Annotated in this window: 23 protein-coding genes; 11 read left to right on the top strand and 12 right to left on the bottom strand. The window is 62.6% G+C overall.

Going from position 1 to position 25366, the window contains the following annotated elements; genetic code table 11:
* Positions 1–72: 72 nt before the first annotated feature.
* Positions 73–1068 carry a tRNA dihydrouridine synthase gene (locus VJ604_RS02270; RefSeq protein WP_324079765.1) on the top strand — a complete coding sequence of 332 codons (996 nt, stop codon included), beginning with the start codon at positions 73–75 and terminating at the stop codon, positions 1066–1068.
* A gap of 100 nt (positions 1069–1168) precedes the next feature.
* On the opposite strand, the gene VJ604_RS02275 is transcribed toward VJ604_RS02270, so the two are convergent.
* The gene (locus tag VJ604_RS02275) at positions 1169–2416 is read right to left on the bottom strand and encodes an MFS transporter (RefSeq protein WP_324079766.1); all 1248 of its coding nucleotides are present in this window, start codon (positions 2414–2416) and stop codon (positions 1169–1171) included.
* A 179-nt stretch (positions 2417–2595) separates the two neighbouring features.
* Between VJ604_RS02275 and VJ604_RS02280 the strand changes: the two genes are divergently transcribed.
* Entirely contained in the window at positions 2596–3633 is a 1038-nt protein-coding gene (locus VJ604_RS02280; protein WP_324079767.1) for a GMP reductase, read from the top strand.
* Positions 3634–3845: 212 nt separating this feature from the next.
* Here VJ604_RS02280 and VJ604_RS02285 read toward each other — a convergent pair whose 3' ends face one another.
* Both VJ604_RS02285 and ovoA read right to left on the bottom strand, forming a co-directional pair.
* On the bottom strand, positions 3846–5030 hold the full coding sequence (locus VJ604_RS02285) for a MalY/PatB family protein (RefSeq protein ID WP_324079768.1): 1185 nt from the start codon (positions 5028–5030) through the stop codon (positions 3846–3848).
* Positions 5031–5065: 35 nt separating this feature from the next.
* Positions 5066–7171 carry a 5-histidylcysteine sulfoxide synthase gene (gene ovoA / locus VJ604_RS02290; protein ID WP_324079769.1) on the bottom strand — a complete coding sequence of 702 codons (2106 nt, stop codon included), beginning with the start codon at positions 7169–7171 and terminating at the stop codon, positions 5066–5068.
* A 221-nt stretch (positions 7172–7392) separates the two neighbouring features.
* Here ovoA and VJ604_RS02295 point away from each other — a divergent pair, with 221 nt between their 5' ends.
* Positions 7393–7686, top strand: a complete 294-nt coding sequence (locus VJ604_RS02295; protein WP_324079770.1) for a DUF3303 family protein — start codon at positions 7393–7395, stop codon at positions 7684–7686.
* Between the two features lie 93 nt (positions 7687–7779).
* On the opposite strand, the gene VJ604_RS02300 is transcribed toward VJ604_RS02295, so the two are convergent.
* Positions 7780–7959: a hypothetical protein gene (locus tag VJ604_RS02300; protein WP_324079771.1), complete on the bottom strand. Its 180-nt coding sequence runs from the start codon at positions 7957–7959 to the stop codon at positions 7780–7782.
* A 196-nt stretch (positions 7960–8155) separates the two neighbouring features.
* Between VJ604_RS02300 and tdh the strand changes: the two genes are divergently transcribed.
* A complete protein-coding gene (gene tdh, locus VJ604_RS02305; RefSeq protein WP_324079772.1) occupies positions 8156–9199 on the top strand; it encodes an L-threonine 3-dehydrogenase in 1044 nt (347 codons plus the stop codon).
* A 246-nt stretch (positions 9200–9445) separates the two neighbouring features.
* Complete coding sequence (locus tag VJ604_RS02310; RefSeq protein WP_324079773.1) at positions 9446–10633, top strand: glycine C-acetyltransferase; 1188 nt, start codon at positions 9446–9448, stop codon at positions 10631–10633.
* A 295-nt stretch (positions 10634–10928) separates the two neighbouring features.
* On the opposite strand, the gene VJ604_RS02315 is transcribed toward VJ604_RS02310, so the two are convergent.
* The 6 genes from VJ604_RS02315 to VJ604_RS02340 are packed head-to-tail and all read right to left on the bottom strand — an operon-like array spanning position 10929 to position 16084.
* Positions 10929–11735 carry a protoheme IX farnesyltransferase gene (locus VJ604_RS02315; protein WP_324079774.1) on the bottom strand — a complete coding sequence of 269 codons (807 nt, stop codon included), beginning with the start codon at positions 11733–11735 and terminating at the stop codon, positions 10929–10931.
* A gap of 7 nt (positions 11736–11742) precedes the next feature.
* Positions 11743–12645, bottom strand: a complete 903-nt coding sequence (coxB, locus tag VJ604_RS02320; protein ID WP_324079775.1) for a cytochrome c oxidase subunit II — start codon at positions 12643–12645, stop codon at positions 11743–11745.
* An 8-nt stretch (positions 12646–12653) separates the two neighbouring features.
* Positions 12654–12983, bottom strand: coding sequence for a cytochrome C oxidase subunit IV family protein (locus tag VJ604_RS02325; protein WP_324079776.1), 330 nt, complete (start codon positions 12981–12983; stop codon positions 12654–12656).
* 10 nt (positions 12984–12993) lie between these two features.
* Entirely contained in the window at positions 12994–13596 is a 603-nt protein-coding gene (locus VJ604_RS02330; RefSeq protein ID WP_324079777.1) for a cytochrome c oxidase subunit 3 family protein, read from the bottom strand.
* Positions 13593–15221: a cytochrome c oxidase subunit I gene (ctaD, locus tag VJ604_RS02335; RefSeq protein WP_324079778.1), complete on the bottom strand. Its 1629-nt coding sequence runs from the start codon at positions 15219–15221 to the stop codon at positions 13593–13595. Before ctaD ends, VJ604_RS02330 begins: the two co-directional genes overlap by 4 nt.
* Positions 15218–16084: an SCO family protein gene (locus VJ604_RS02340; protein WP_324079779.1), complete on the bottom strand. Its 867-nt coding sequence runs from the start codon at positions 16082–16084 to the stop codon at positions 15218–15220. The genes ctaD and VJ604_RS02340 overlap by 4 nt, the downstream gene beginning before the upstream one ends.
* Before the next feature lie 257 nt (positions 16085–16341).
* On the opposite strand from VJ604_RS02340, the gene VJ604_RS02345 reads away from it, so the two are divergent.
* Positions 16342–16548, top strand: a complete 207-nt coding sequence (locus tag VJ604_RS02345) for a hypothetical protein (protein WP_324079780.1) — start codon at positions 16342–16344, stop codon at positions 16546–16548.
* Positions 16549–16706: 158 nt separating this feature from the next.
* Positions 16707–18263, top strand: a complete 1557-nt coding sequence (locus VJ604_RS02350; protein WP_324079781.1) for a bacteriohemerythrin — start codon at positions 16707–16709, stop codon at positions 18261–18263.
* A 102-nt stretch (positions 18264–18365) separates the two neighbouring features.
* Here VJ604_RS02350 and VJ604_RS02355 read toward each other — a convergent pair whose 3' ends face one another.
* Positions 18366–19154 carry a C1 family peptidase gene (locus tag VJ604_RS02355; protein ID WP_324079782.1) on the bottom strand — a complete coding sequence of 263 codons (789 nt, stop codon included), beginning with the start codon at positions 19152–19154 and terminating at the stop codon, positions 18366–18368.
* 199 nt (positions 19155–19353) lie between these two features.
* Between VJ604_RS02355 and hemH the strand changes: the two genes are divergently transcribed.
* From hemH to VJ604_RS02375, 4 genes are read left to right on the top strand one after another with little or no spacing between them, the layout of a single operon-like run.
* Entirely contained in the window at positions 19354–20307 is a 954-nt protein-coding gene (hemH, locus tag VJ604_RS02360) for a ferrochelatase (protein ID WP_324079783.1), read from the top strand.
* A 4-nt stretch (positions 20308–20311) separates the two neighbouring features.
* Entirely contained in the window at positions 20312–20491 is a 180-nt protein-coding gene (locus tag VJ604_RS02365; protein WP_324079784.1) for a hypothetical protein, read from the top strand.
* Positions 20492–21310, top strand: a complete 819-nt coding sequence (locus VJ604_RS02370) for an AAA family ATPase (RefSeq protein ID WP_324079785.1) — start codon at positions 20492–20494, stop codon at positions 21308–21310.
* 23 nt (positions 21311–21333) lie between these two features.
* A complete protein-coding gene (locus tag VJ604_RS02375; RefSeq protein WP_324079786.1) occupies positions 21334–23283 on the top strand; it encodes a TraB/GumN family protein in 1950 nt (649 codons plus the stop codon).
* A gap of 78 nt (positions 23284–23361) precedes the next feature.
* Here VJ604_RS02375 and selB read toward each other — a convergent pair whose 3' ends face one another.
* Positions 23362–25275, bottom strand: a complete 1914-nt coding sequence (gene selB, locus VJ604_RS02380; protein WP_324079787.1) for a selenocysteine-specific translation elongation factor — start codon at positions 25273–25275, stop codon at positions 23362–23364.
* Between the last annotated feature and the right edge of the window lie 91 nt (positions 25276–25366).

Below are 25366 nucleotides of genomic sequence, written 5' to 3' on the forward strand. Positions count from 1 at the left end.
GGAGGGCGGGATAAAGGGGCGAGGGAAGTATTGATGTAAGACTTTCCTGTTAGCAAAGTGACTATGACGACCATGGATACAAATTTGCCCACCGCCGGTTTTTCCGCCGGCTCTAAGCTCCCCTGGCTTCCCGGGGTGACGCCGCTCATGCTGGCGCCCATGCAGGGGCTCACCAACCGCGCGCTGCGCTCGCTGTTCATCGACTGGGTCAGGCCCGACTCGGTCTGCACGGAGTTCATGCGGGTGAATGCCTCCTCCGAGAGGAAGCGCCTGATGCCCTCCGACCTGCGGGAGATTAGCCCGGAGGAGAACGGCGTGCCGCTCATCGTGCAGCTGATCGGTCACGGGCGCGACGCCCTGGTGGCCGCGGCCCAGACCGCCCAGAAGGCGGGGGCTGTGCACATCAACCTGAACATGGGCTGCCCCTACGGCCGCATGACCAGCGGGCTCACTGGCGGCGGGATGCTGAAGAAGCCGGAACTCCTCGAGGAGATCATCCCGGCGCTGCGTGAGACCATCTCCGGCAGCTTTTCGGTCAAGCTGCGTGCGGGGTACGACGACCACCAGCAGATTTTCTCGCTGCTGCCGCTCTTCGAATCCGCCAAGGTCGACTTCCTGGTGCTGCACCCGCGCACGGTGCGCCAGGCCTACAACGGGCTGGCGGACCACGCCATCACCGCTGAGGTGGTGCAACGTACCGCTATCCCGGTGATCGCCAACGGCGACATCAGGGGCAGCGCTTTCGGACTGCGTATCCTGAAGGAGACGGGGGCGGCGGGGCTGATGCTGGGAAGGGGAGGGATCGGGGAGCCGATGCTGTTCGAGAGGTTGCGGGGGAGGGCCGACGCGGAGCCAGAACTGGCCGAGAGGAAAGCCATGCTCTACCGCTATCTCTCCGATCTGTTGCCCCGCTACTGCAAGCTATTCTGCGGCGACGCCCAGGTGCTGGGGAAGGTTAAGGGAGTGGTATCGAACGTGGTGGACCATGAGCTCGAGCGCGAGCTGAAGAAGCTGACCAGGGCGAAGACGCTGGACGCCTTCCGGGAGGCGGTGAAAGAACTGCTTTAATCCCTCCCTCACCCGCCCTTCAGGCACCCTCTCCCCCCTTCGCCATATCGGCTACGGCGGACACGCCCCTGAAGGGGCGAGGGTAAAAATGGCCTACGGATCACTTTTCCCAGTAGTCGTTGGCGAAGGCGAAGAGACCGATGGCGACCGCAAGGGTGGCGATGGGAAACAGGAACGCGGCGTGGAACGCCTCTGCCGGTAAGGCCGGCGTCATCTTCTTGAAGGATCCTATCACCACCCCCATGATCTGCTGCATGGAAGCGGCTCCCATCAACACGAAGAAGTTCAGCGAGGTAAGCCCGGTCCCCACGATGCGCACCGGGAACATGGAGCGGATGATCGGGTAGATCATCACCCCGCTGGAAACCGCCAGCCCCAGCATGAAGAAGAGCGCCGCCAGCACCGGGAGGGGGAGCATCTCCGCCAGGCCAAGGAAGGCGGCCATCAGGACCAACAGACCCACCAGCCCGAAGAGCAGGGTTTTCTTGTAGGAGTGCAGGACCTTCCGGGCGATGCTGTCGGTGAAGAGGCTCCCCACAATGAAGCCGAGCGAGGTGCACATCAGCATCCTCCCGGTCTGCACCCGGCTCAACTTCAGCACCTCCATCAGGTAGGGACCGCCCCACAGCCCCTGCACCGCCAGGTAGTTGCCGTACCAGGCAAAGGCGGCGGCACTCAAAAGCCAGAAGTCGCGGTTGCCGAAGATCTGCTTCCACGCCTCCACCATCCCCATCGGCGCCGGGTGCCCACCGTGCACCGCCGGGTCATGAGGCGGCCGGTCCCTCACCAGCCAGAACACCAGCACGGTAACCACCGCCTGCCATATCCCGATCCCCAGGAAAGAATTCCGCCATCCCACCAGCGCTACCGCCAGGGCAAGGGGCGCCGTCCCCGCCAGGTTTCCCAGGTTCCCCACCGCCACCATGAAGCCGGACAGCCTGCCGAACTCCTGCTTGGTGAACCAGTGGCTGAAGATGGCAAGCGACGCCATCAACACGGAGGCGGTACCGATGCCGATCAGGACACGGCCGGCCATGGCGGTGCCCAAGCTTCCCGCCTGGGAGAAGACAATGCCTCCGATGGCGGTGAGCACGCCGCATCCGCTGATCACCACCCGGCTCCCCAGCCGGTCGATCATCGGCCCGAGCGGGATCTGCGCGGCGGCATAGACGTAGAAGAGGATGCTGGAAAGAGAGCCGAGTTGGGCCGGCGAAAGGCGCAGGTCCCTGGAGACGTCCGCCGCCACCACTGCCAACGAGACGCGGTAGAAATAAACCAGGATGTAGGCAAGGGCGAGGATGACGAAGATCATCCAGCGCTTGCGACGCAGCCGGTCCTGCTCGTGCATGTGTCACCCCCGGCCGGCACTCTAGCACAGCGGCCCCTCACGCGCAAAGGATACCATTCTACCGGGGGCCGGCTCCATAGGTACCAGTCCCCCTCGTCTGCCTGGGACCTCACATCTCACTTGTACAGGCCGAGCTTTGGGGATACCCTTTTAATTGGCCCCGCTGAGAGGAGGTCCTCATGTTCGTGGAAACAGATCTCAAGCTAGGGTTCTCCGATGTGCTGATCAGGCCGAAGAGGTCGAATTTGAAAAGCCGCTCGCAGGTGGACCTGCAGAGGACCTTCAAGTTCCTGCACAGCAAGCTGGAGTGGAGCGGCGTTCCCATCATCGCCGCCAACATGGACACCACCGGTACTTTTGAAGTTGCCGAGGTGCTCGCCAGCCACCAGATGCTGACAGCTCTCCACAAGCACTACTCTCCGGACGATTGGGACGCCTATCTGAATGGCAAGTCCGACGCCATCTATCCCCGCATCATGGTCAGCACCGGCACCTCCCCCGCCGACTTCGAAAAGCTGTGCAAGATCATTAGCAAGCATCCCCAGCTTCACTTCATATGCATCGATGTCGCCAACGGCTACTCCGAGAGCTTCGTGGATTACGTGAGGAAGGTTCGTGAAGCCTTCCCAACCAAGAGCATCGTGGCCGGCAACGTGGTAACGGGGGAAATGGTGGAGGAGTTGATCCTGTCCGGTGCCGACGTGGTCAAGGTCGGGATCGGGCCGGGCTCGGTCTGCACCACCCGGGTGAAGTCGGGGGTGGGCTACCCGCAGCTTTCGGCGGTGATCGAGTGCGCTGACGCGGCACACGGGCTGGGCGGGAGGATCATCTCCGATGGCGGCTGCACCTGTCCGGGCGACGTGGCCAAGGCATTCGGGGGAGGCGCCGATTTCGTGATGCTCGGTGGGATGTTCGCCGGGCATGACGAGTGCGGTGGGCAGCTTCTGGAGCGGGCGGGGAGGCAGTTCAAGCTCTTCTACGGGATGAGCTCGGTTACCGCGATGGAAAAGCATGCCGGGGGGGTGGCGCCCTACCGGGCTTCCGAGGGTAAAACGGTGGAGGTCCCCTACCGTGGGCCCATCGAGGATACGGTGAGGGAAATCCTGGGGGGCGTGCGCTCAGCCTGCACCTACGTGGGCGCCTCGGCGCTCAAGGAATTGACTAAGCGAACGACCTTCATCCGGGTTTGCGAACAGGAGAACAGGATCTTCGGGTAGAGGCAAAGGCTTTTTCAACAGGGATGAAGGGGATGGAGGGGAAACGGCTAAGGCTAAAACGAAGCAAAGGCTTTAGTAACAGGGATGAACAGGATGAAAGGGATAACAGCTAACTGAAAAACCTGATCCTGATCTGAACATAAGGGGACTGGCACCTTCGGAGCCAGTCCCCTCATTTTTTCGGTGAGTGTCCCCCTCTACGTCCCTCCCCTTCAAGGGGAGGGACAGGGTGAGGATGGGGTTAGAGCCTTTCGCATCCGCCGTAACGCTTCCTCAAGCAGCGGCCGGGGACAGCCGAAGTTCAGCCTGACGAAGCCGGGGAGGCCGAAATCGGCTCCGCCCGAAAGCCCTACTCCCGCCTCTTCAAAGAAGGCCACCGGATCCTCTATGCCGGTGGCACGCACGTCGATCCAGGACAGATAGGTGGCCTCGACATGCGCCACGCTCAGGCCCGGCATGGCGCGCACCTCCCGGGCGACAAGGTCACGGTTTCCCCGCAGATATTCGATCAACTCCCCTCTCCACCCCTCGCAGTGGCGGTACGCCGCCTCGGCCGCCGTGTACCCCAGCAGGTTCACGTGCGGCACGATCCTCCCCATCGCCTTCCGGAAAGCGCGCCTCAGGCTATCGTCGGAGATGATCGCGAAGGAGCAGCCAAGACCGGGGATGTTGAAGGTCTTGCTGGGTGCGAGCAGAGTTATGGTCCGGCGGGCGACCTCCTCGGAGAGGGTCGCGATCGGAATGTGACGGACGTTTTCATCCAGCACCAGACCTGCGTGGATGTCGTCGCTGCAGATCACCAGGTCGTGCCTTTCGGCAAAGTCGGCAAGGTCGGCGAGTTCCCCCCTTGTCCAGACCCGGCCGACAGGGTTGTGGGGACTGCACAGCAGCAGAAGCTTTGTTGCCGGAGTGGCAGATGCTTCCAGCGCATCCAAGTCCAACTCCCAGCGGTCTTCCTGCTGCCGGAGCGGGACCTTGACGGCTTTTCGGCCGGACAGCGGGGGCGCGGACATGAACGGGGGGTACACCGGGGTGAAGGTGATCACCTCGTCGTCCGGTCCTCCCACCGCCCGGCAACTCACGTTGAGGCCGGTGACCAGGCCGGGGAGCCACGTTATCCATTCTTTTTCCACCCGCCAGCCATACTCCGCCAGCAGGGAGTCCTGCACCGCCTCGCTCAGTCCCTCCGGGGGATGTGTATAGCCGAAAACACCGTGGCTCACCCGCTCCTGAAGGGCCTGGATGATGGCGGGCGGCGAGCGGAAGTCCATATCGGCAACCCAGAGCGGGATGATGTCCCTCCCCTGGTACTTGTCCCACTTCTCGCTCGCGGTGCCCCGCCGGTCTATGATTTCGTCGAAGTTAAAGTACTGTCCGGTGGCGTCGGTTTCCGTCATTTACTCTCCAATTGAGATAAGATCGGTGTTTCCCTTCATTTAAGCTCCCATACGGTAAGCTCCGCGATGGTGTGCTGGAACTTCCTGCGGGTCTCCCGGATCACGAAAGGTAGATCGCGCGGCTCGCCCAGCATCCGGAAGTGCGGCGACAGCTCGGCCTTCAGGCCGTCCAGTCCGAGGACGTTCTCACCCGCCTCGCGGTAGCCGCCCAGCCACTGCTCCTTCTTGGCGTACTCCTCGGACCAGCTGTAGGGGGTGGCGATGACCAGCAGGCCGCCGGGGTTCAGCCTGCGCCGGATGTCGGCCAGAAAGTCCCTCGGGCAGTAGATGCGGTCCAGCAGGTTGGCGGCCAGCACCAGGTCATAACCGGTGAACTTGTCCGGCAGGTTGCAGGCGTCCGCCTGGTAGAACTGGACCTTGTCCCGCAGGCCGTCGAGTCCCAGGTCGGCGAGGTCGAGCTCATGGTAGGAGAGCACCTCGCCCTCCTCGACGAGCGCGTAGCGCAGGTATCCCTCCTCCTGCATGCCGGCGGCCAGCCTGAAGAAGCGGCTGGAGAAATCGAGGCCGGTGACCCGGTCGAAACCACGAGCCAATTCGAAGCTCGCCCGACCCACCGCGCAGCCGACGTCGAGAGCACTTCCCCTGGCGCGCCCGCGGGTGACTTCAAGGCAGAGGTCGGCGCAGGCCTTGGCGAAGTTGGGGACGCCGAAGTGCTCGGGGCCATAGTGGGCATCTATATACTGCGCGGCCAGCGCGTCGGTCTCGTACGGGTTCTCATGCACGTCCACCGACGTGGCGCTCTCCACGTAGCGGAAGCCTGCGTGCTGGAAGAAGTGGCGCCGGAAGGCGTAGCGCGCTTCCCGGGTCGCCTCGTTGCCGGTCGAGATCCAGGAGCCACCCTTGATCAGGTTATGCCTGCCGTCGAAGGTGGGGGTCGAGAAGTCGTCGTACCACGGGTGGATCTTGAATCCCTGGAAGGGATAGATCGGGGTCTCCGTCCACTGCCAGGCGTTGCCGAGGATATCGAAAAAACTGCCAAATTGAAAGCGGTCAACCGGGCAGGAGGAGGCCCAGTATTCAAGGTTGATGTTGCCCGGGGCCTTGTCCCACCCCTGGGGGTCCGGGATGGCGGCCAGGTCGCGCAGGCGGTTCCATTCGTCCTCGCTCGGCAGGCGGATCGGCTTGCCGCTTTTGGCCGCTTTCCAGTTGCAAAACGCCTTCGCCTCCAGGTAATTGACCTCCACCGGCCAGTTCCACGGGAGATCGATCACCTCCAGCATGGTCCGAAGCCCCCACCCCTCCTCTCGGCGCACCCAGAAGAGCGGGAAGTCGGCCTGCTTGAAGTTGCGCCAGTTCCACCCCTCCTCGGTCCACCACTTTTGCTCACGGTAGCCGCCGTCTTGCACGAACTCCAGGAACTCGCGGTTGGAGACCAGGTACTTGGAGGCGGCGAAGGTCTCCACCGTCGCCTCGTGGTGCCCGTACTCGTTATCCCAGCCGTAGAGGGGGTGGCTGTCGTCTTTGCCCAGCACCACCTTCCCGCCCGGGACCTGGATCAGCTCGTTCACCGGCGCCTCGCCGGCTTCGCGGCAGATCTCCCACAGCTCGTGGCGGCGGACCTTGTCGAGCGGCAGCTGGCGGATCAGCACCGAGGAGGTCTCCAGGTGGATCCGCTCGTGCTCGATCCCCATCATGACCGCCCAGAAGGGGTTGTCCCAGGTGATGGGGAGGTTGAGCGGCAGGGTGCGGATCACCTCGTCAACCACCGTGCGGACCCGGCGGCGGAACTGCAGGACCTCGTCGGAGGTCGGCCAGTCGTAGTGGGCGGAATCGAGGTCGTCCCAGGACATCTCGTCGACGCCGACCGCGAAGAGGGATTCGAAGCGGGGATTGACGCGCTCGGTTATCACCCGGCCGATGATCAGCTTGTTTATGAAGAAGGACGCCGTGTGGCCGAGGTAGAAGATGAGCGGATGCCGCAGCCGGTCGGCCCTCAGGTAAAACGATGCTTCCTCACTGAGGGTCTCATAGAGCTTCTCATCTATGTCATAGGTGGCGTGAAAATACTCTAATATCTCAGCTCGTTTCTTTTCGGGATCTCCCTCGTTGAGGATGGTACTGTGTGTCTTGCGCAGATCCATGAATCTCCTCCCACTTTTCTCTCGCAGTACTCTGTATTCTATTACTGCTGGCTTGCCCTCGAACTTCATAACAGAAAGCTTAACACAATTAATGTCTTCCACTTTTATTGCAGCTTCAGTTTGCTGGCCCGGGTGGGGACTAAATCGTTGACTCAGGTATCCAAAAGCCTAGAATGAAAGGCAACGCAACACCAAAGGGAGGTATCGTTATGCGCATGCTTATGACAGTCAAAATATCGACGGCAGAGTTCAATAACAGCCTCAAGAGCGGGAACGCCAGCAAGATCGTCAACCGGATCATCGAAGATGCCAGGGCCGAAGCGGTCTACTTCACCGCGGAGGACGGCTGCCGGACCGCCATGATGGTGGTGAATTTCGACGACCCGTCCGCCATCCCGCGCTTCGCCGAACCCTGGTTCCTCAACTTCAACGCTTCCATCGATTTCAAGCCGGTGATGACACCGGACGACCTGAGGAAAGCCGCGCTCGATGACCTGGGAAGGAAGTGGGGCTAAGAGATCTCCCCAGGGATCACAACCGAATAGAAAACAGAACTGAAAAAGGCGGCCAGGGAGGCCGCCTTTTTTGGCGTCTCGATGGCCGTTAGCTCACAGCTGTCGGGGCTGGCAGAGGTAGCCTTCGTCGTCAGCCTTCGCGCCGCACCGGTTGCAGGCGAACTTGGGGTTGGCCGAATGCTTATCGATCTCTTCGATCCTCCCCTCCGCCTTCAACTGGCACATATGGGCCTTGTGGCCTTCAGGTTTTGGGCAGCTTCCAACTTCACTCATAGCGTCCTCCTTTCTGTCATGGAATACTACCCCATGATAGCAAAATCCTCCTCTCCGCGCACCACCTGGCAATCCTTGTTATAGTTCTTGTAGAAATTGGCTAGGAAAAGGGCGACTGGCACCTTCGGAGCCAGTCCCCGGGAACCCTATGCAGGTCGACCACCGATATCACTTTTTCTGAAAGGAGCCGATCTCAATGCCGAAAATGATGAAGGCTTTGGTCAAGAAATATGCGAAACCGGGTCTCTGGCTGGACGAGGTGCCGGTGCCTGAGGTTGGCATCAACGACGTGCTGATCAAGGTGCACAAGACCGCCATCTGCGGCACGGACATCCACATCTGGGACTGGAACGAGTGGGCACAGAGGACCATCCCGGTGCCGATGGTAATCGGACACGAGTTCGTCGGCCGCGTGGTCGCCATGGGAAGCAACGTCTTCGACCTGAACATCGGTGACGTGGTCTCCGGCGAGGGGCACATCGTCTGCGGCAGGTGCCGGAACTGCCTGGCGGGGCGGCGCCATCTCTGCAAGGACACCAACGGTGTCGGGGTCAACCGCGCGGGCGCCTTCGCCGAGTACATCTGCATACCGGTCACCAACGTCTGGCACGCAGATCCCAACATCCCCATGGACATCCTCTGCCTGTTCGACCCCTTCGGCAACGCGACCCACACCGCGTTGGCCTTCCCGACCCTGGGCGAGGACGTCTTGATCACCGGGGCCGGCCCGATCGGCATCATGGCCACCGCTATCGCACGGCACGCCGGGGCCCGCTACGTGGTGACCACGGACAGGAACCCGTACCGGCTGGAACTGGCGAAAACGATGGGTGCCACCCTCGCGGTCGACGTGCGGGAAAAGAGCCTGGCACAGGTGCGGCAGGAGCTCGGCATGAAGGAGGGGTTCGACGTCGGGCTGGAGATGTCGGGAAACGGGGACGCTTTCAGGGACATGCTCGACAACATGTGCCACGGCGGGAAGATCGCCATGCTGGGAATCCCTTCGGAGGAACTCGCCATCGACTGGAACAAGGTGATCTTCAACATGCTGACCATCAGGGGGATCTACGGCAGGGAGATGTACGAGACCTGGTACCACATGCAGTCGCTGATCAAGATCGGGCTGGACCTTACCCCAATCATCACCCACCGCATGCACTACACCCAGTTCGAGGACGGCTTCAGCGTGATGGGGTCGGGCAACGCCGGGAAAGTGATCCTCAATTGGGTGGAGGAATAGCCGCCGCTATCTCCCCTCGCCCTCCGGGCTCGTCCGCCGAAGGGGGGCGGGGGTGAGGGAAGCTTCAACAGCCGTATCAGTGGCACGCCCCCTTCGACAGGCTCAGGGTGAACGGCTTTTCGGTTTGGCAGTGCCATTAGGAAGGATGTTTTCGCTACGCCGGCTTCCCTCACCCCAACCCTCTCCCGGAGGGAGAGGGAGAGTGGAAAGGAGGCGATAATAACCAAAGGGTTTGGGAGTGAGGCCATGGCCGACAAGTTCGACTGGATCAGGGATGAAATGAACTCCCTGCAGGAGCAGGGGCTGAGAACGACTATCCGCACCATCGGGTCGGCCTGTGGGGCCTGGATGACGGTGGATGGCAAAAAGGTGCTCAACTTCTGCACCAACAATTACCTGGGGCTTGCCAACCACCCCCGGCTCAAGCTGGCGGCCCAAAACGCCATCGAGAAGTGGGGTGTGGGTCCGGCTGCGGTCCGCAGCATTGCCGGGACGCTGGAACTCCACCGGCAGCTGGAAGCGCGCCTGGCGGCGTTCAAGGGAGTGGAAGACGCCCTCTACGTCCAATCCGGTTTCTGCGCCAACCAGGCGGCCATCCCTTCCATGGTCGGCAAGGGGGATGTGGTGTTCACCGACCGGCTCAACCATGCCAGCATCATCGACGGCTGCAGGCTCTCATCGGCAAAGGTGGCGGTCTACGAGCACTGCGACACGACCGACTGCGAGCGGGTGATCAGGGAGAACCTGGGCCAGTTTCGCCGCGCCCTGCTGGTCTCCGACGGGGTCTTCTCTATGGACGGCGACATGGCTCCCCTCGATAGGCTCTATGAGCTATGCGAGCGCCACGGCATCATGACCATGGTGGACGACGCTCATGGCGAAGGGGTGGTCGGGCGTGGAGGACGCGGCATCGTCGATCACTTCGGCCTGAACGGGAAATTCGACCTGGAGATCGGCACCCTCTCCAAGGCGTTCGGGGTGATGGGGGGTGTCATCGCCGGCAAAAAACTGGTGATCGACTGGATCAGGCAGAAGGCGCGTCCCTTCCTGTTCTCGAGCGCGGTGACCGCGGCCGACACGGCGGCCTGCCTGGCGGCAGTGGACCTGCTGGAAGAGAGCACGGAACTGGTGGACAAACTCTGGGAGAATACCCGCTACTTCAAGGAGGGGATGAATAAGGCCGGCTTCGACACTGGCTCCAGCGTCACTCCCATTACGCCCATCATGCTGGGCGAAGCTTCGCTGGCGCAGCGGTTCTCGCGGATGCTGTTCGAGTCGGAACCGGGCATCTTCGCGATGCCGATCGGCTTCCCGACCGTGCCGCAAGGAAAGGCGCGCATAAGGGTGATGATCAGCGCCGCGCACACGCGGGAGGACCTCGACACGGGGTTAGCGGTATTTACCAGGATAGGGAAGGAATTAGGAGTCATCTGAGAGGATGTCTTTTCTCCCCTCGCCCCCCGGGAGAGGGGCGGGGGTGAGGGAAGCCACGCCCAGGATAAACTCTTACATTTCAGCAACAAACCGCGGGGTGGGCAACGTCCACCCCTATTTTTTTGCCTTATTGGGTGAAGGTTTCGCATCTGCCGGCTTCCCTCACCCCGGCCCTCTCCCGAAGGGCGAGGGAGAGCTTGCGGGAGGTGGCAAGAGTTGAGAGTAGCAAATGCTAGGGGGACAGGCACCTTGCGGAGCCTGTCCCCTCTACTGTCGCTCTTGATGTACTAGGGAATTACCTGCCGGCGCAGACGGCGACGGTGACGAAGAGGGGGAAGAGGTTGACGCAGGTGAAAAGGGCCGGCTCGGTCGCTTTTATGGCGGTGACAACAAGAGGGATGCAGAAGATCGCACACCAGATCGCCGGATTGCCTCCCACGATGCCGAAGGCGGGGAGCATCATGGCGCTCGCCAGCATGGCGGTGATCCAGACCATGCAGATCAGCATCTGGCCTGTTTCGTTGCCGGACGGTCTGAAAAGCGGGATGCCGGCGCGCCGGTAGTCATCGGCATGGCGGCGCTGCAGCAGCCAGAAATGAGGGACCTGCCACAGGTACAGGACAGCCGCCAGTAACAGGATCCTGAAGTCGAGTGGGTTTCCGGACGCCATGCTCCAGCCGATCACCGGTGGTGCCGCACCGGATACCGCGCCCAACAGGAGCGCGAACGGGCTGCGGCGCTTCATCGGGGTATAAACCGCCAGATACCACGCCAGTGCCAGCAGACCGATCAGCATCGGGAGAAACTTCCCGCCGGCCAGGAGGAGCAGCCCTCCGTCGAGGGCACATAGCAAGCCGATCACCACCGCCGCCAGCACGGAGAGCTCTCCCGCCGGAAGCGGCCTGTCCTGCGTCCGCCGCATCAGGGCATCAATGTCCCGCTCCATCACCTGGTTGAAGACCGACCCCGCCGCCGCCAGCAGGCTGACACCCGCGAACAAGGCACAGGCCGCCGCCACCGACTTCTCCCCGGGAAAGAGCATGTATCCCCCGAGGGCGGCGATGCCGTTCAAGATCGACAGACGTGGTCGGTACAGTTTCAAGGCTGCCTCACTTCAGGTTCTTGAGGTAATCAACGATCACCTTCACTTCCGCTTCCGGGATGGTCTGCGCCGGCATTACCGGAGGATACCCCACCACGATCTTGGCCGCCGGCGCCACGATGGATTCGTGCAGGTAGGCGTCGTCCGCCACCACCTCGGCCTCCTTGCCGCCCACGGTCACCTTCACCTTGCTGCCATACAGCCCCTTGAAGGTCGGCCCGACCTTCTTGGTGCCGTCCTCGGTGTGACAGCCGAGGCAGCCGTACTTCTCCAGCAGCTCATGGGCCGGGTTCTCGGCGCCGTTGGTGGTTTCGCTCAGCCACTTCGCGAACTGCTCAGGCGGCAGAGCCTGCGCCTTGGCGATCATGGCCGAATGGCCGGTGCCGCAGTACTGCGAGCAGAAGATGTCATAGGAGCCGGCCTTGTCCGCCACGAACCAGACGTGGTTCTTCATCCCCGGCACCACGTCCCGCTTGATCCGGAAGGCGGGCATGAAGAAGCCGTGGATGACGTCCTTCGACTGGAGGTCAACCTCCACCGGTTTCCCAACCGGGATGTACAGGACGTCACTGGTCTTGCCGTTTTCGTACTGGAACTCCCACGACCACATGCGCGCCACCGCGGTGGCCTTGAGAGCTCCCGTCGGTACCTCGCGCAGCACGAGGTAGCGCGACCAGCCGTAGTAGAACATGCCGATCACCAGCAGGGTCGGCAGGGCGGTCCAGACGACCTCCAGCCAGAGGCTGCCGTCCCGCTGCGAGGTCGGCTGGGGCGCTCGCGACCGGTGGTAACGGATCACGAAGTAGATCATGGCCGCGGTGATGCCGAGCAGCAGCAAGAAGCAGCAGCCGAGGATGAAAATGAAGACGGGATCGACCGCCTGGGTTGTTGTCAGCAACTGGTTTTCCACTCTCACCTCTAACGGTACAGCACGTCGAAGAAGGTTAACCCGATGAAGATCGCCAGGGTCACCAGGGCGACGAACAGGATGATGCGAAACAGGCGCGGCTCATACTTCATGTGCATGAAGATGGCGATCACCAGCCCCGACTTGAGGCAGGCGATGGCCAGGGCGGCCCAGACCTTCCAGACACCCAGCTCAACCCGGGTAACCAGCACGGTGGTGACGGTCAGGAACAGCAGGGCGATCCAGACGGCGACGAGCTTCTTGTAGCTTACGACGTGCTCGTGCGGGGGCTCGCTTTGCAGGTGCCCGGACTCCTTTATCTCAGCGGTCTCGGTAGTCATAGGTCGTCCATCACAGAATCAGGTAGTACAGCGGGAAGATGAATATCCAGATGAGGTCCACCAGGTGCCAGTAGAGGGTGCCGTTTTCCACGGTGACGTTGTCATGCGCGTTGATGGCGCCGCTCTTTATCTTGGTGGTGATCCACCCCAAAAGCACCCCCCCCACGATCACGTGGAGTCCGTGCAGCCCGGTGGTGAGGTAGTACATGCTGAAAAAGACCGATTCACCCGGCGGCCCCGCACCCAGCTTGGGGGAGCCGGGATAGATGCCGTGGCCGATCTTCGCGCTCCATTCCAGGTACTTGATGCCCAGGAAGATGAGGGCGCAGCCGATGGTGCCCAGCAACAGGAGTATGGCGTTTCGCTTTTCTCCCTGCTTGATGGCGGTAACCGACATGGCCGCCAGCAGTGAGCTGGTCAAAAGCACCACCGTGTTGGTGGCACCGAACACCACGTTCAGCTCGTGACCGCCGGCCGCGAACTCGTGGGGATAGCGGTTGAGGTAGACGGCGTAGAGGATGAACAGTCCGCCGAAGAGGAGCAGTTCGGTGAACAGGAACAGCCACATGCCGAGCTTGGCCCCGACGTTGTCTTTGGCTTCCGCATGACTCATGACCTCTCCACCCCCTTGAAGTCGTAGGGCCCGTGGGTCACCACCGGATCCTCTTCAAAGTTCTCGGTGGGGGGCGGGGTGGGGATGCTCCACTCGAGGGTGGCGCCCCCCCAGGGGTTCTCCCCGGTAATCGGCTCCCCCTTGAAAAGCCCCCGCCACAGGTTGACCACCACGATGATGATGCCGGCGACCATGATCCAGGAGCCCACGGTGGAGAGCAGGTTAAGTGGCGCGAACTCCGGGAGATAGTCGTAGTAGCGCCGCGGCATTCCCTTCATCCCCAGCACCTGCATGGTGAAGTAGGTGATGTTGAAGCCGATGAACATCAGCGTCCAGCCGATGATGGCCGGCTTCTCCTTGTACTTTCGCCCGTAGAACTTGGGGAGCCAGTAGTGTGCGGCGGCGAAGAAGGCAAAACCTGCCCCCCCGAACATCACATAGTGGAAATGGCCGACCACGAAGTGGGTGTCGTGCACGTGAATGTCGGTGGCGGCCGCCCCCAGGATCAGCCCCCCCAGCCCGCCGATGGAGAAGAGCAGGATGAAGGAGAGCGCGAACAGCATGGGCGCCTCCAGCGAGATCGAGCCCTTGTAGAGGGTGGAGACCCAGTTGAAGACCTTGATGGCCGAGGGAATGGCGACGATGAAGGTGAGGAAGGAGAAGACCAGGATGGCGGTGTCGCTCATGCCGGAGGTGTACATGTGGTGTCCCCAGACCAGCGAACCGGCCAGGGCAATGGCGATACTGGAGAAGGCGATCATCTTGTAGCCGAAGATGGGCTTCCTGGAGAAGACCGGTATCACCTCGGAGATCACCCCCATGGCCGGCAGCACCATGATGTAGACCGCCGGGTGGGAATAGATCCAGAACAGGTGCTGGTACATGACCGGGTCGCCACCTTTGCCCGGGTCGAAGAGCCCCAGGTGGAGCGTCCGCTCGCAGATCACCAGCACCAGGGTGATGGCGATGATGGGTGTGGCCAGGATCTGCACCCAGGCGGTGGCGTACAGGGACCAGGTGAAAAGCGGCAGCCTCCCCCAGTTCATCCCTTCGGCCCGCAAGCGGTGGATGGTGGTCACGAAGTTGATGCCGGTCAGGATGGAGGAGAAGCCGAGAACGAAGACGCCGAAGACGGCGAGCGAGACGTTGGTGCCGGTCCTGGCGCTGAAAGGGACGTAGAAGGTCCAGCCGGTGTCGGGTGCGCCGCCCCCCGTGAAGAGGGCGGTCAGGACGATCAGGGCCCCGATGGCGTACAGCCAGTAGGAGAAGAGGTTCAGGCGCGGGAAGGCGACGTCGCGGGCCCCGATCTGGATCGGCATCACCAGGTTGCCGAAGGAGGCCGGGATGCCCGGGATGATGAACAGGAAGATCATCACCACGCCGTGCACGGTGAAGGTCGCGTTGTAGGTGCTGGGCCCCATGATGGTCCTGCCGGGGGCGATCAGCTCGAGGCGCAGCAGGAGTCCCAGGAGCACGCCGACCAGGAAGAAGCCCAGCACCGAGTAGAGGTACATCAGCCCGATCCGCTTGTGATCCGTGGAAAAAATCCAGGAGGTGATCCCGGTTTTACCGGTGTCCCGCCAGAAGCCTCCCGCCACCGCTGCATTTGATTCCGCCAGACTCATTTACCCCCCGAAAAACGTCTTTTACCTTTTCTGCCGGTGAACAGCAGGTAACTCAGAAATGTGCCGCAGCAGAGGATCACCACGGTGGCGCTGACCCTCAGCAGGTTGAACTGGTAGCTCCTACGCTGCGGGTCAAAGCTGAAGCAGTAGTTGACCAGCTTCTTGACGCTGGTACCGACCTTCCCCTGCCCCGCCTCGATGAAGGCGAGGGTGAGGTCCTTGGCCAGGAAGTTGGTGCCGTACAGGTAGCGGACGATGGTGCCGTCGGCCGAGACCACGAAGCAGGCGACCGGGTGCATGAACTCGGCCCCCCGGCGCTGGAAACTGTAGCCGGCGGATCCCATCAGCCGCTGGATGGCGGCCTTGTCCCCGGTCAGGAAGCGCCAACCGGCTGGCGGGAAGGATTTCCCCAGCCTGTCCAGATACATCTTGCTGCTGGAGGCCGCCATCTGTTGGGTCTCGGCCTCGTCGATGCTCACCGAGAGGACCCGGTAGTCGGTCCCCGGCGTCCGCCCCACCGAGGGGAGCACCCGGGCCAGCTCCCACTGCAGGTCGTTGCAGACGTTGCTGCAGCGGTAGTAAACCGGGAGGATGATGGTGGGGCCGGTGATCAGCTCGGAGAGCCTCCTCGCCTGACCTGCCTCGTCCCGGAAGGTGAGCTCCAGCGGGATCTTCCCTCCCAGCCGCTCGTCGACACCCACCTGCCCCGCGGCCTGCTGCTGGGCGGGCGCCTCCTTCTGTGCGGGCGCCCCCTCCTGGTGGTGGGAGTGCCCCTCGTGGGCGGCCGCCGGCGCCGCTGATACCAGCGCCACCAGGACCCATCCCGCCAGTTGCCTCCCCGCTACCTTGAGGATTCTACGCATGCTTCTCCCATGAATTCCAAAAATTTGGAAACTCATTATAAGTGATATAACTCCAATGTCCACCTTTCTGCCAAAAATTTTGCTCATTTACGTCATTCTCCCCGCATTGCCGAAGCGCTCGGGCCAGCGATCACGGAATTTTCCGTTGCCACACGAAGAGTTCTTGACTTTCACCGCCACAAGATTAAAATACACCAATCAAATATCTCATCTCCATCAGTTCCTTGTCCCCCCAATTACCGTCGAGGAGGTAGCCCGTGAAACGATACGTTACGCAACGTTTACCCGAACGGATGTTGTTGGCGCTTACCATTCTCTCCTGCGGTCTGGCCCTGTCCGCCGAGCCTCCTGCCCACTCCGGCAGCAAGATGCTCTCCGCTCCGACCCTTCAGCGAGCGCAAGTGACACGCTACCACCTTCCCGAGAGGGTCGCTGCCAGCCGGAGCCACCGCCCCGGGCGGTAGTCCTCGCCCAGGCTCCCTGGCCCCTACAGCCCGAAGTCCCGTGCCTCGCCACCCTGCTGCGCTCTTCTTCAGCGAAAACATCACTCAAGTTTCTTCTCCCAGCGACGATTATCCCTGATATGACTCGACAATATTCGTGTGCTATCCGGGAGAACGCAATGACTCTTACCACCCGCATCATCACCGTCAATACCACAGTTGTAGCGGTCAGCGTCTTTGCTACCGCCATCTGCTGCGGCGGCGGACACTACCTGACCACCGGCATAACGGGGCTGGCGGTGCTGCTTCTATCCTCGCTCATCTGCCGGGTGATGTTCCGGCCGACCACGCTGGCCATCGACGAAGTGACCGTGGCCATGGAGAAGGCAGTGCATGGCGATCTCTCCTGCCGTGTAGGCCAGGATGGCTCTCATGAAGGTGCCCGCCTCGGCCGTGCCTTCAACGCCATGATGACTGACTGGAACAAGACCATGCACCAGTTCTTCACGGTCACCGAACTGGTGAGGGACTCGGTTGCCCTGGTGAGCGCGACCAACGACGCCATGACCTCCGCGGCCGAAGATGTCGCCCTGCAGGCCGCCACCATCGCCACCGCCAGCGAGGAGATGTCCGCCACCTCCGGCGACATCGCCCGCAACTGCCTGTACGCCGCCGAGAACGCCCAGAAGGTCTCCAACCAGACCACCTCCGGCGCGGAGATTGTCAGCAACAGCGCGAGGCTGATGGAGAACATCGCCGAGCGGGTGATGTCCACCTCCACCACGGTGGCCGGCCTCGGGGAGCGCTCCGACCAGATCGGCGCCATCGCCGGCACCATCGAAGACATCGCCGACCAGACCAACCTGCTCGCCCTGAACGCCGCCATTGAAGCCGCCCGCGCCGGTCAGACCGGCCGCGGCTTCGCCGTGGTGGCCGACGAGGTGCGTGCCCTGGCCGAGAGGACGACACGGGCCACCAAGGAGATCGACTCCATGATCAAGTCGATCCAGGCCGAGACCAGGAGCGCGGTCGGCTCCATGGGCGAAGGGGTCCAGCAGGTCAACGAGGGGACCGCCGAGACCTGCCGCTCCGGCCAGGCATTGGCAGCCATCCTGTCCATGATCAACGACCTCTCCATGCAGATCAGCCAGATCGCCACCGCCGCCGAGGAGCAGACGGCGACCACCAGCGAGATCACCCAGAACATCCAGCTGATCACCTCCGTGGTGAACGGCAACGTCGACAATGCCCGCAACACCAGGACCGCGACCAGCAAGCTGGCCCAGCAGGTGGACGAGCTGCACGAGCTGGTCGGCCATTTCCGACTCAGCGACGCCATCGCCTGGGATCCCAGCTACAGCACCTCCATCGCCACCTTCGACGATCAGCACAAGAACCTGTTCGCCATGATCAACGAGCTGAGCGAGGCCATGCAGCAGAAGCGGAGCAAGGAGGCCATCGGCTCCGTATTGGAGCGGCTGATCTCCTACACCGGGACCCATTTCGCCGCCGAAGAGGAAGTCTTCGTCAGGACCGGCTATCCGGAGGTGGAGGCCCACCGGCAGCTGCACCGCGACCTGGTGAACAAGGCGCTCGGCCTGCAGGAGAAGTTCAACGCCGGCGAGATGCTCCTGACCCAGGAGGTTGTCGAGTTCCTGCAGGACTGGCTGGTCAAGCACATCAAAGGCACCGACAAACGCTACGGCGCCCACCTCAAGGGCCACGGCGTGCATTGATAGTTGTGGTGTCCTCGCGAACGCCCCTATACGTGAACAAAAAAGGGACGGCTGTTGGCAGCCGTCCCTTCTCTCTTTCCAACTTTGCTCACCTTTAGCCGACTACATCTTCTCGCCCCGCCGGATGGTCCAGAAGTCGTCGGAGAGGTTTCTGTCCTGCATGTAGGCATAGGGCATGGTGAAGTAGCCTTTCATCCCCCAGCCGGTGCCCCAGGAATTTCTGATCAGGAAACGCTTGCTCGCGTCGTCGTAGCCCACCGCCAGCACCGCATGCCCACCCAGCTGCTTCTCGCCTGCCTCGGGCATGTTCACCACCCCGCTCTTGGCTACCTGGGCGGACTCGAAGCTCTCGTACACGGAGAAGCCGAACACGAAGGGGAACCCTTCCGCCAGCGTGGAGCGCATCTCGTCAAGGGTGTTCAGACGGGCGTAGCTCACGATCTGGTGCTTGTCCCCCTCCTGGTAGCACCCTTTGGGGGGCTTCTTGGTGAAGTTCGCTATGTTGTACGGCCAGTTGGTCTCCGAGCAGACCCCGTTCTTGGCGAGGGTCTTGATCCCGTCCCGGAGCATGGCGCCGGAGTCGGTGTTGACGGTCCCCTCGATCACCCTCTCGTTGTAGTACACGAACAGCCTGCTCAGGTTCATGAACTTCACCTTGTCTTTGACCTCCAGGTACTCGAGTGCGCCCACCAGCGCGTTGGCCGTGCAGCTCCCCAGCTGCCCCTGGTCCTCGACCGGCGGGCAGTTGGGGCGCAGGTCGACCTGGCTGGGAAGGGTGGTCGGTATGGGACGCACCGCACCGTACATCTTGTCGCGGAAGTCGGGAAGGTCAGGGACCCAGCCATAACGGGCCATGCTTCTGGGTTGAGTTGCCTGTTGCTGTGTGATCATGACGTTCTCCTTGTGGTTGATTGAGTCTGCGCAGACGTGAAATAAATTAATAGTTGTTAATACTACCTGCCACCCAGGCCTTTGCAAGAGCGCCCGCCATTAAATACCGTCTCGGTTTCCACGCCGCCTGAATTAAGCTGTTCTCCTCACAGGCGTTTTCTGCTACAGTCTTGCCTGGACCTTATCTCCGGAGGTAGTCATGCCAGAAAAAACGGCCCTTCTTCTGCTCCAGATGGGTGGGCCCGATTCCATCGCCGCAGTCGAGCCGTTCCTGATGAACCTGTTCACCGACCGGGACATCATCAAGATCGGCCCGTCCTTCCTGCAGCCGTTCATCGCCAGAAGGATCGTCAAGAAACGCGCCCCCAAGGTGGAAGGGTACTACCGGCAGATCGGCGGCAAGTCCCCGATACGGGAACTGACCGACGCGCAGGGACAGGGGCTGCAAGAGCTTCTCGGCGACGACTACCGTTCCTTCGTGGCCATGCGCTACTCCCGCCCCTCCACGCTGGAGGCGCTGGCCGCCATCAAGCGGGAAGGGATCAAGCGCATCGTCGCCGTTTCCCTCTACCCGCACTACTCCAAAGCCACTACCGGCTCCAGCTTCAATGAACTGAACCGCGTGCTGAATCAGGCGGGAGCGAAGTTCGAGCTCCTCTCCATCGACCGCTTCTACGACCATCCCCTCTACATCCAGGCGCTGACCGAGAAGGTGGCCAAGGGGCTTTCCTCTTTCCCCAACCCTGCCGAGGTGGACATCCTCTTCTCGGCCCACTCGCTGCCGCAGTCGTTCATCGACGAGGGCGACCCGTACCTCTCCCACATCCAGGAGACCGTGCGCCTGGTGATGGAGCGGCTCGGCGACTACACCCACCACCTCTGCTTCCAGTCCAAGGCGAGCCGCGTGCAGTGGCTGGAGCCCTCCACGGTGGACACCATCAAGAAGCTGGCCGGCGCCGGGAGGAAGAACCTCTTGATGGTGCCGCTCTCCTTCGTCTCCGACCACATCGAGACCTTGTACGAGATCGACATCGAATACGCCGAGGAGGCCAAGGCCCTGGGGATCGAGCGTTTCGTGCGCTCCGAGTCGCTGAACTCCTCCCCCCTGTTCCTGGAGTGCCTTGCCGACCTGGTGCGCAACGTGGGAAAATAAAGATATGAAGACCTGCAGCATCTGCAAGAACGAGTTTGACGAGAACGAGCCGCGCACGCTGTACGGGGAGGCGGGGGAATGGCTGGCCCAGGAGATGTGGGATGACGCCGGCGAGCTTTGCATGACCTGCCTTGAGAACCGGGCCAGGCTCTCCATGATGTACTGCCACGAGGTGAACACATAAATGGAACGGATCACGCTGGACAACATCAACCTGACGCTGGCGAGCCCCATCGAGCTCCCGCTTAGCTGGGTCGGCAACGACGAACTGCTTAGGCAGCTTCTGGCGGCCTGGATGGTCATCGACGACCGCGACCTCCCCTTCAACCCGCGCCTGATCGGCAAGCCGGGGGTGGGTAAGACCACGCTGGGCTACGCCGCGGCCAAGAAGCTGGGGAGAGAGGTCTATCTCTTCCAGGCCACCATGGATACCCGGCCGGAAGACCTGATCATCACTCCGGTGATCGGTCCGGAAGGGACCATCCAGTACGCGGCATCCTCGCTGGTGTCCGCCATGATCAAGGGTGGCGTGCTGATCCTGGACGAGGGGAACCGGATGAGCGAGAAGGCGTGGGCGTCGCTGGCGCCGCTTCTGGACGACCGCCGCTACGTCGAGTCCATCATCACTGGCCTCAGGGTCAAGGCCCATCCCGATTTCCGCATCGTGGTCACCATGAACGAGGACTCCTCCACCTTCGAGGTGCCCGAGTACATCCATTCCCGGCTGCAGCCGCAGCTTTACATCGACTTCCCCGACGCCGACGAGGAGCTGACCATCCTCAAGGAGAACCTCCCCTTCGCCGGCGGCACCATATTGAACTACGTAGTGAACTTCCTCCAGCGCGGCCACGCGGCAGACGAGCCCTACTCGGTGCGCGACGGCATCAACATCGCCCGCTACGCGCTGAAGATGATGACCGCCACCCAGCGTGACCCCCGGGAGCTGCTTCCCCTGGCGGTGGAGAGGATCCTCGGCGAAGAGGCGCTCCGGTATCTGAAGTAACTCAGGGTATCCCTATCCCCACCATGCCCGACAGACTGCATCTCGAAAAATTCGGCAACATCCACGCCCTGCCGATCCTCCACTACCGCATGGAGTTCGCCCACCTGGTCCGCGAGGCATTCGCGGCCGTGAAGCCGGACTGCGTCGCGCTGGAACTCCCCCAGACCCTGGAGAGGCCTTTCCTGCGCGCGATCCGGCGCCTGCCCGAGATCTCCGTCCTCTCCTACCAGATCGGCGAGGAGTCCGCCTTCCTGATCATCGAGCCTGCCGATCCCCTCATCGAAGGGGCGCGCCTCGCCCTGGAACAGGAGATCCCGCTCCACCTGGTCGACATCGACCTGGACAGCTACCCGAGCTACAACGAGCAGTTGCCGGACTCCTACGCCATCCAGAGGATCGGGCTGGAACCGTTCTACCGCGAGGTGGCCGACCTGTACCGGCAGATCCCCCCGGCCAAGGAGGATCTCCGTCGCGAGAGCGGCATGACCTTCCGCCTGCAGCAGCTCGCCGCCGCCCACGAGAGGGTCCTCTTCATCTGCGGTATGAGCCATCTGGCCCGCATCCGCGAACTCTTCCCCCAAAAACAGGCACAGCAGCTCACCCGTACCAAGCGTGAGGGGGTCACCGTCTGGAACCTGCACCCTGAGTGCTGCCACGAGGTGCTGGCCGAGTACCCGTTCCTCTCCGCGCTCTACGAGAAGCGGCGTTCGGCGCTGCCCCCCGAGCCGGTCGCCGATGCCTCGCTCAGGAAGAGCTTCAACGCCTTCGAGCTGATCCTGGGGGGGAAGAAGTCGATACCCGAGGAGGAGGTGCTGGCCGCTTCGGTGCAAAGAAGCGCCCGGCGCATCGGCGAGGAAGGGGTGATGCCCGACCGCCAGAAGATCATGCTGCGGCTTTTCCTGGAATCGGCGCGGCACTACAGCCAGGAGACCGGGGAGACGGTGCACTTCTGGCAGAAGCGGGCCTTCTTCCGCTTCGCGCGCAACTACGCCCTGCTGGGAAGGCAGCTCCTCCCCGACCTGTTCCAGATGCTGGCCGCCGCGCGCGGCTGCCTGGACGACAACTTCGCCTACGCCTTCTTCCGGCTGGCCTCCTTCTACCCGTGGCAGCGGGAGGCGAGCGACCTGCCGACCCTACGGCTGACCGCGGCCGACCTCTGGTCAGCCACCCGCAGGATCCGTTTCCGCCCAAGGGAGAAGGAACGGGTAAAGGGCGGGCTCGGCATGAAGATGGTGAGGAGGAAGAAGGAAAAGGCGCCCGGCGAGTGGCTGGACGGTTTCGACGATCCCTCCATCTGCTCGTATCCTCCGGAAGACCTGGTGATCGAGGAGTACGGCAGGAACCTGAAGCGGATCGGGGCGCGGCAGCTAAGCGAGGAGCAGAGCCGGGTCGAGCCCTTCTCCTCCTCGCTCTTGGACGGCATCGACATGCGGGAAACCATCAGGAACCTGCATGAGGGGAAGATCTACGTCAGGGAGAACCGGCGGCTGAAGAGCGGGGTGGGGTCGGTGGTGGTGGTCTTCGAAGAGGACCGGGGAGGCAAGAGCTTCCCGTACTGCATGACCTGGCTCGGCGAGCACGAGCAGGAATCCGACATGGCCTTCTACGCGACCCAGCCGGCCGACAACATCGTCGGTCCCGGTATCTCGCGCTGCGAGTACGGCGGGTTCCTGTTGAGCTATCCCCCGCGCAGGATGGCGGATGTCTGGCACGACCCCGATTACCAGGGGGCCTTCAGCAAGGGAGAGGTGCTGTTGATGGCGGCGCTCGACTACTCCATCGAGAAGGACGTGGTGTACGTGGCGCCGCGCCCCCCCCGCAGCTTCCTGAAGCAGCTCGCTTCCCGGCTGGCGAAGAGGATCATCTACCTGCCGCTGGGGAGCCTCTCGCCGGTATCGCTCAAGAAGCTCAGGGTGTTTCACATACTGTATGGGCGGGACAAGAGGGAGATTGCCAAGGACTACATTTGGTGATAGCTGAGCTTCTTCGTGGAGGCAGCATTGGCGAAACGGGCTGAGCTCCCCCTCCCCGCCCCTGACAGACCGATCGAGCTACGCGCCCTTCCGTAATACCCGCTTGTCCCCCAGCCTGATAGTAACCTTTTCCTGGTCGAAGTACTCCAGCAGCGGAATCATGAACTTCCTGGAAAGGCCGGTGATCTCCCTGAACTGCGGCGGCGCGATCTCGCCGTGCTCCTTCAGGAATGCCACCAGCTTCTCCCGTAGCTCGGCCAGCGCTCCCGGCGCATAGAAGACGTCGGATTTCACCTTGGCCGCCTTCCCCTCCCGGCAGAGCAGGTTCGCATGCTCCAGCACCTGTTTCTCGCTCATGCCCAGGCCGTCGCACAACTCCTTGATGGTGGGCGGCTCGATCCACCCTTTCTTCAGAGCTTCCTCCAGCATCGACTGCAAGCCGGCCTGATCTGCGCTCACCCCTGCCTTGCGCCCCGGCAGCTTGACGATGTCGCGTTCGGAAAGCGCCAGCCCGTCTTTTTCCAGGCTGGCCAGCACCGGACCGAAGAAGCGGGCATCGCTTCGCTTCGGGATGCGGGACTTGAGCTCCTCCTTGCCGATACCCTCCTGCATGGGGTTCTCGGCCAGGTACTCGCGCAACTCCTCCGCCAGCATCTGCTTCAGCGCCGCGAAGGCTGCTTTGCCCAGGAAGATGCGGGGCTCCTTCACCACCTGTAGGAGCGTGCCGCTGGCAAGGAGCGGCCCCAGCGCCGCCTCGATACTCTTGCCGGACATGCCGCTACGGTTCACCATCTCCTGCATGGAAAGGCCGGAGAGAAGCGCCGACTCCACCAAGAGGCGTATCCGCTCCTGGTCCACCCCTTCCTCGACCGCCGCCAAAAGCTCCAGGGCCTCCGCCGACCGACGGCGTCTTCTGGGCGGTGCCGGATCGAGCACGGTGCCGCCCCCCAGGGTCGCCTGAGGGGAATAGGTGCGCAAGACGAAGGGGTCCCCCGGCAAAAGGAGCACCGGCCGGGCCAGACGGAGCTGCACGAAAGCGCTGTCGCCGGGCGCTAGAGCGTCGCGGTCGAAGAGGATCACCTTGGCGGGCACCTCGTAGGTCGCCGAATGCAGCCGCACCCCGGCACGATGCCTCAGCTCCTTCTGGGCGGACGGGAGGTAGTTCAGCCTGACATCCACCGTACTGGTCGGGCGGTAAAGGCCCCTGGGCACCACCACGTCCCCGCGCTGCACCTCGCTGTGATCCACCCCCTGCAGGTTGACCGCCAGCCGCTCCCCCGCCCCTCCACGTTCCACCTTGCTCCCGAAGGACTGGACGCCGCGCACCCGGCCCGCGAGGCCGGAGGGGAGGATCTCAACCTCGTCCCCCACCGAGATGCCGCCGGACAGGAGGGTGCCGGTGACCACGGTGCCGAAGCCGGTCACGGTAAAGACGCGGTCGACCGGAAGCCTGAAGGGGGTATCGAGCCGCTTCTGCTCGATTTCGCCGGCCATCGCGGAGAGCTCCTCCTTGAGCCGGTCCAGCCCCTCGCCGGTCCGAGAGGAAACCGGCACGATGGGGGCGCCCTCCAGGAAGGTGCCTACCAGGTATTCGCGGATCTCTTCGGCGACCAGGTCGAGCCAGTCCGCATCGACCAGGTCCTTCTTGGTGAGCACCACCATCCCCCGCTTCACGCCCAGCAGCTGGCAGATCTCCAGGTGCTCACGGGTCTGGGGCATGATCCCCTCGTCGGCGGCGATTACCAGCAGCACCAGGTCCATGCCGCCCACTCCGGCGACCATGGTCCGCACGAAGCGCTCGTGGCCTGGGACGTCCACGATGCCGAAACAAAGCTCGCCCGGCAGCTCGAGATGGGCGAAGCCGAGCTCAATGGTGATGCCGCGGGCCTTTTCCTCTTTGAGGCGGTCGGTGTCGATGCCGGTCAGCGCTTTGACAAGGGAGGTTTTGCCGTGGTCGATATGCCCGGCGGTGCCGAGGATGAGGTGCTTCATGTGTATGAACTCCCGGAAGAATCCGCGGCGCCACCGGGGGGCCACGGACAGGGGAAAAGCCTGTTTACGTAAGGATACATTAGGTGCAACG

Origin of the sequence: Geomonas sp. (genome assembly GCF_035254065.1) — a bacterium.
Classification (GTDB): Bacteria; Desulfobacterota; Desulfuromonadia; order Geobacterales; family Geobacteraceae; genus Geomonas.